At 63.8% G+C, this 5,012-nt stretch carries 5 protein-coding genes; 4 read left to right on the plus strand and 1 reads right to left on the minus strand.

Translation table 11 applies throughout. The features are described 5' to 3' along the window. Positions 1 to 184 precede the first annotated feature (184 nt). From Q4F91_RS12695 to dut, 4 genes are all read left to right on the plus strand, one after another. Positions 185 to 988: a MetQ/NlpA family ABC transporter substrate-binding protein gene (locus tag Q4F91_RS12695; RefSeq protein WP_303338097.1), complete on the plus strand. Its 804-nt coding sequence runs from the start codon at positions 185 to 187 to the stop codon at positions 986 to 988. A 198-nt stretch (positions 989 to 1,186) separates the two neighbouring features. Beyond that, positions 1,187 to 2,413 carry a bifunctional phosphopantothenoylcysteine decarboxylase/phosphopantothenate--cysteine ligase CoaBC gene (gene coaBC / locus Q4F91_RS12700; protein ID WP_303338098.1) on the plus strand — a complete coding sequence of 409 codons (1,227 nt, stop codon included), beginning with the start codon at positions 1,187 to 1,189 and terminating at the stop codon, positions 2,411 to 2,413. A gap of 180 nt (positions 2,414 to 2,593) precedes the next feature. Continuing rightward, positions 2,594 to 3,805, plus strand: a complete 1,212-nt coding sequence (locus Q4F91_RS12705; RefSeq protein ID WP_303338099.1) for an ATP-binding protein — start codon at positions 2,594 to 2,596, stop codon at positions 3,803 to 3,805. Positions 3,806 to 3,892: 87 nt separating this feature from the next. Further along, positions 3,893 to 4,339 carry a dUTP diphosphatase gene (gene dut, locus Q4F91_RS12710; protein ID WP_303338100.1) on the plus strand — a complete coding sequence of 149 codons (447 nt, stop codon included), beginning with the start codon at positions 3,893 to 3,895 and terminating at the stop codon, positions 4,337 to 4,339. Positions 4,340 to 4,452: 113 nt separating this feature from the next. Here dut and Q4F91_RS12715 read toward each other — a convergent pair whose 3' ends face one another. After that, positions 4,453 to 4,887, minus strand: coding sequence for a molybdopterin dinucleotide binding domain-containing protein (locus tag Q4F91_RS12715; protein ID WP_303338101.1), 435 nt, complete (start codon positions 4,885 to 4,887; stop codon positions 4,453 to 4,455). Between the last annotated feature and the right edge of the window lie 125 nt (positions 4,888 to 5,012).

Below are 5,012 nucleotides of genomic sequence, written 5' to 3' on the forward strand. Positions count from 1 at the left end.
CGTCAGAGCGCTCCGCAGTAATACCTCAAGCGTTGTTCATTTTCGGAACATCGCTGTCCGGGTGTTCTCCTAGACTGAGACACAGGAACCCAGAACACCCGCGCAGCCTCCCGCCGCCCCTGAAGAAGGATGGATGGAACGGCTCGCCGCTCACACTCACATTCCCGTCAGGAGACCCCGGAATATGCAACGTCGCAAGCTTTTCACCGCGGGAGCCGCCGCGCTCGCCGCCCTCACACTTCCCGCAGCCGCTGTTCAGGCCGCCGAGAACACCGTCATCCGCGTCGGCGTCACCGCCGGCCCCGCGGCCGAGGTTCTCGAGAAGGTCGTGCCTCTCGCCGCGAAGCGCGGCCTCACGGTCAAGATATTCGAGTTCCAGGACTACATCACACCGAACGTCGCGCTCGACGCGGGCGACCTTGACGCGAACATCTTCCAGACGAAGGTGTTCCTGGAAAATCAAAACGAGCAGCGCGGGTTCAAGATGCGCATCGTCGCCCCAGCCTTCACGCTGCCGATGGCGTACTACTCCAAGAAGATCAAGGATCTGAAGGACCTTCCGACCGGCGCCACCGTCGGCATCCCGAACGACGCCCCGATGGGTGGCCGCGCTCTGATCCTCCTCGCGAGCTCGGGCATCATCAAGCTGCGCGACGGCACGGGGCTCCTTCCCACGAAGTTCGACATCATTGAGAACCCCAAGAAGATCAAGGTGATCGAGCTTGAGGCCGCGCAGCTCCCGCAGGCGCTTGACGACCTCACGATCGCCGGCATCAACGGCAACTATGCCGCCGTGACGGGCCTCAATCCCACGCGTGACGGGCTGCTCGTCGAAGGTCCGAAGGGACCGTACGTCTGCAACATCGCTGTCGACGAGAAGAACGTCAACGCCCCGTGGGTCAAGCCCTTCGTCGAGGCGTACCAGTCGAAGGAGATTCATGACTGGATTATTGAGTTCTATAAAGGCACAGTGATCCCGGCCTTCTGACCGGCATCTCAATCTGAATGCTCCTCAACGGGCGGCGCGGATTCCCAGGGATCCCGCCGCCCTTTCCGTCTTCAGAGGAATTGATGTGCAGAACGGTTCAGCATGCCGCCCGGGGACATACCGCCCGGGACCTGATGTGATGCAGAATTAGAGGCTGCATTTGTCTACGCCTCTCAAGAAGAAGGAACTGCCTCGGTCATGCTTCACGGAAAACGCATCACGCTCATCGTCTCCGGCGGAATCGCCGCCTTCAAAAGCTGCGAGGCCGCACGTCTTCTGATGAAGGCGGGCGCGGAGGTCCGCACGGTGCTCACTGAGCACGCGGCGGAGTTCGTGACGCCCCTCACCTTCGAGGCACTTACGGGGCACCCGTCGCTCACGACCGAGTGGGCGAAGAATCCTGAGAGCGTGATGCCCCACATTGACCTCGCGCGCACGAGCGACCTGATCATCGTCATGCCCGCGACCGCGAACCTCATCGCCAAGGCCGCCCACGGCATCGCCGACGACCTTGCGAGCACGCTCCTCGTCGCCCGCCGCTCGCCCGTCGTCTTCGTCCCTGCGATGAACCAGGCGATGTGGGCCAATGCCGCGACGCAGAGGAATGTCGAAACACTGCGCGCCGACGGCGCGGTGTTCCTCGGGCCCGTCGCGGGGCTCCAGGCCTGCGGCGACAAGGGTGCGGGCCGCATGATGGAGCCCGCCGAGGTGGCCGAGCTCGCCGCCGGCGTCTTTGAGAAGAAGTCGCTCGCGGGAAAGCGCGTCCTCATCACCGCCGGCCCCACGAACGAGGCTATCGACCCGATCCGCTGCATCACGAACCGCTCGAGCGGCCGTCAGGGCTTTGCCCTCGCGCGCGCGGCGCGCGACGCCGGGGCCGAGGTGACTCTGGTCGCCGGGCCTGTCTCCCTCACGACGCCCCCGCAGGTGCGCCGCATCGACGTCTTCTCGGCGCGCGACATGGACAGCGCCGTGCAGACGGAGCTTGATCACCAGCCCTATGACATCTTCATCGGCGTCGCGGCGGTGGCAGACTGGCGCCCGGGCGCAGTGTCGGAGAGGAAGCTCAAGAAGGACCTCACGGGCCGCGCCGCGCTCTCCGACCTCATCTGGGTCGAGAACCCCGACGTGCTCGCCCGCGTGGGCGCGCGTCCCAACGCGCCGCTCACGATCGGCTTCGCCGCGGAGACCGCCACGGGAGAGGCGCTCACGGCCTTCGCGCGCGAGAAGTGCATCAGGAAGCGCGCCGCTTATATCGTTGCCAACGACGCCCGCGAGGCACTCTCCTCCGCGGATAACGCGATCCGCGTCGTGAGCCCGACGGACGAGCGCGTCTTCGGGCCCGCCTCTAAGCTCGACTGCGCGCGCTTCATCATCGATTGCGCCGCGGATGCGCTCAAGCGCCGCGAAACCGCGGGGAACTGAGGAGTCTCACTGACCGGCATCGGGCCTGCCGTCATCGAAACGGCTGGATCAAAGCTCCTCATACCGGAATTTTTCCTGCATGGACTCCGGAAAAATTCATGAGTCCACTCATGAAAAATTCCGGGATAGACTCAGGAAAAATTCCGGGATCTCCCGGTCCGTCCACCAACGCTGTGCGGCATGTATCTTCATCGAACGATTGAAAAAGTCACTCCCCGGCTCTCGCAGGGTTTCGACGTCGTGATGCTCTCCAGCATGCGTCAGGCGGGCAAGCGCACTGCGCTCAAGCGCATGTGCGAGCCGTCGCGCACATGCGTGACGCTTGACGATCCCGCAGCCCTTGATCTCGCGACGAACGCTCCCCGGGACTTTTTTGAGCAATACGCCCCGCCCGTCCTCATTGACAGGGCGGAGCGCGCTCCCGGGCTCTTTCGCGCCATCGCGGCCGACCCGCGTCCGGGGAAAGGCGGCATCTGGCTCTCCGGCCCGCGGAAACTTGAGCTCGTGAAGGACGTCGGAGACTCGCCGGCCGGAAGAATCCTCGAGCTGCAGATGATGCCGATGAGCCTCTACGAACGGAACGGCCGCGGGTTGGATCAGCACCCCTATCTCCCGGACTTCTCCGCCTGCGGCTTCTCCGAACCCCGGGCTCCGGAAGCCGTCTGGGAGACCATCCTGCAGGGCGGATGGCCCGAGGCGCTCCATCTGAACGCCAGGGAACGGAGACAGTTCTTCAGCGCCTTCCTCATGAATTTCCTCGAGCAGGACATCGCCCGGCTTTGGAACATCGGGAAACTCGACGCCTTCCGGCGGTTCATGCAGGCGCTCGCGCTGCGCACCGGGCAGGAACTGCGCATCGGCGAACTTGCTGCGCTCGCAGGCATTGATCCCGCCACGGCGAAGCGGTGGCTCTCGGTGGCCGAGGCGAGCGGCCTCGTCTACCTCCTGAAACCCCTCGCTGGCAACGGCACCAGAGTTCTGACGAAGTCCCCCAGGGTCTACATGACCGACACCGGACTGGCTGCGTTCCTGTCCCGGAAAACGACCGTCGTGGAGCTCCGCAGTGATATGAACGCAGGAGCCTTCTTCGAGACGTTCGTGGTCACTGAAATACTCAAGAGCTGGCTGCACAACGGACTTGAGCCGGACTTCCATTTCCTTCGTGACCAGAAATCAGGCGGCGAGATTGATCTGATCATTCATCACGAGGGCACCTGGTACCCGATGGAAATCAAGTCCACAATCTCGCCAAACAGCGAGATGGCAAAGCACTTCGTGCAGATTGACCGGCTCGGTCTCAGAAGAGGCACCGGTGCCGTGATCTGCAGCACACCGAACAGAAAGCGCTTTCTCTCGGAGGACATCATCACGCACTCCGTCTGGGAAATCTGACCCTGAGAGAAAGAAACCTCCCGCCCAACCGAATCCGATGCAGTTCCCTCGGACTGCCCTCTGAACCCACATCATCCAGAAACCAAGATGCTCGTTGATCTCAAAGTCCTTGATCCCCGCGCCGCCGCGCACCTTCCCCGTCCCGCGACCCCCGGCTCCGCGGGCGTTGACCTGCGCGCCATCCTTGACGCCCCGCTCACGGTGAACCCGGGCGAGACGCACCTCATCCACACGGGGCTTGCAATCCACATCGCCGACCCGGGCTACGCCGCACTCATCCTCCCGCGCTCCGGTCTCGGCCACAAGAAAGGCATCGTGCTCGGAAACCTCGTGGGTTTGATCGACAGCGACTACCAGGGCGAGCTCATGCTCTCGATCTGGAACCGCGGCACCGAGCCCTACACCGTGACGCCCGACGAACGCCTCGCGCAGCTCATGATCGTCCCTGTCATGGTTCCTGAGTTCCGCGTCGTGGAGGACTTTGACGCCTCCGAGCGCGGCACGGGCGGGTTCGGCTCGACCGGCGGACGGTGAGTTTCACCTCCCGCAGACATGACGAAGGCCGCGGATTCCACTCGGAAATCCTGCGGCCTTCATTTTGAGCCCCGGCGATCAGCGGATCACCGGGAGTCCGTGCTCAGCCACGATCAGGACGCGGCGAGCACCTGCTCGGGCTGGTCGTAGACATAGACGCGCGGGAGCTCGCCCTTCCACTTCGAGACCTCGACCAAGGCCGTGGAGGCGATGTTGCCGCAGGCGAGCGCGGAGGTCGGCACATCCATCGTGAGCGAGTTGGAGTTGCCGTGGATGTCGATGCGCTTGCCGTCCATGTCCTTCGGCGCGAACCAGGCTCCGTGGTGAACCACGACGACGCCCGGCATCACGCGGACGGTGACATAGGCACCGGCCAGAACCGCACCGCGCTTGTTCTCGACGAGCACGACGTCGCCCGACTCGATGCCGCGGGCCTTCGCGTTGACCGGGTTGATCCAGCACGGCTCGCGGTCGTTGATGTTGGCGAACTGGTGGCTCACCGTGCCGTCAAGCTGCGAGTGCATGCGGTAGCGGCTCTTGCAGGCCATGAGGGCGAGCGGGGTCGACTGCGTCTTGGTGTTGACGCCCTCGGTGGGCTTAGCTAGTCAAAGGAGAATCTACAATATGTACCACGACCTCAACATGGGAGGCCGACATGACGTTGTGCATGACG

It is taken from the genome of Sutterella sp., from assembly GCF_030539355.1.
Classification (GTDB): Bacteria; Pseudomonadota; Gammaproteobacteria; order Burkholderiales; family Burkholderiaceae_F; genus Sutterella.

Coding starts and splice junctions, on each gene's coding strand:
- Q4F91_RS12695 (WP_303338097.1), top strand. CDS start 185: ATGCAACGTCGCAAGCTTTTCACCGCGGGAGCCGCCGCGCTCGCCGCC.
- coaBC (WP_303338098.1), top strand. CDS start 1,187: ATGCTTCACGGAAAACGCATCACGCTCATCGTCTCCGGCGGAATCGCC.
- Q4F91_RS12705 (WP_303338099.1), top strand. CDS start 2,594: ATGTATCTTCATCGAACGATTGAAAAAGTCACTCCCCGGCTCTCGCAG.
- dut (WP_303338100.1), top strand. CDS start 3,893: ATGCTCGTTGATCTCAAAGTCCTTGATCCCCGCGCCGCCGCGCACCTT.
- Q4F91_RS12715 (WP_303338101.1), bottom strand. CDS start 4,887: ATGGCCTGCAAGAGCCGCTACCGCATGCACTCGCAGCTTGACGGCACG.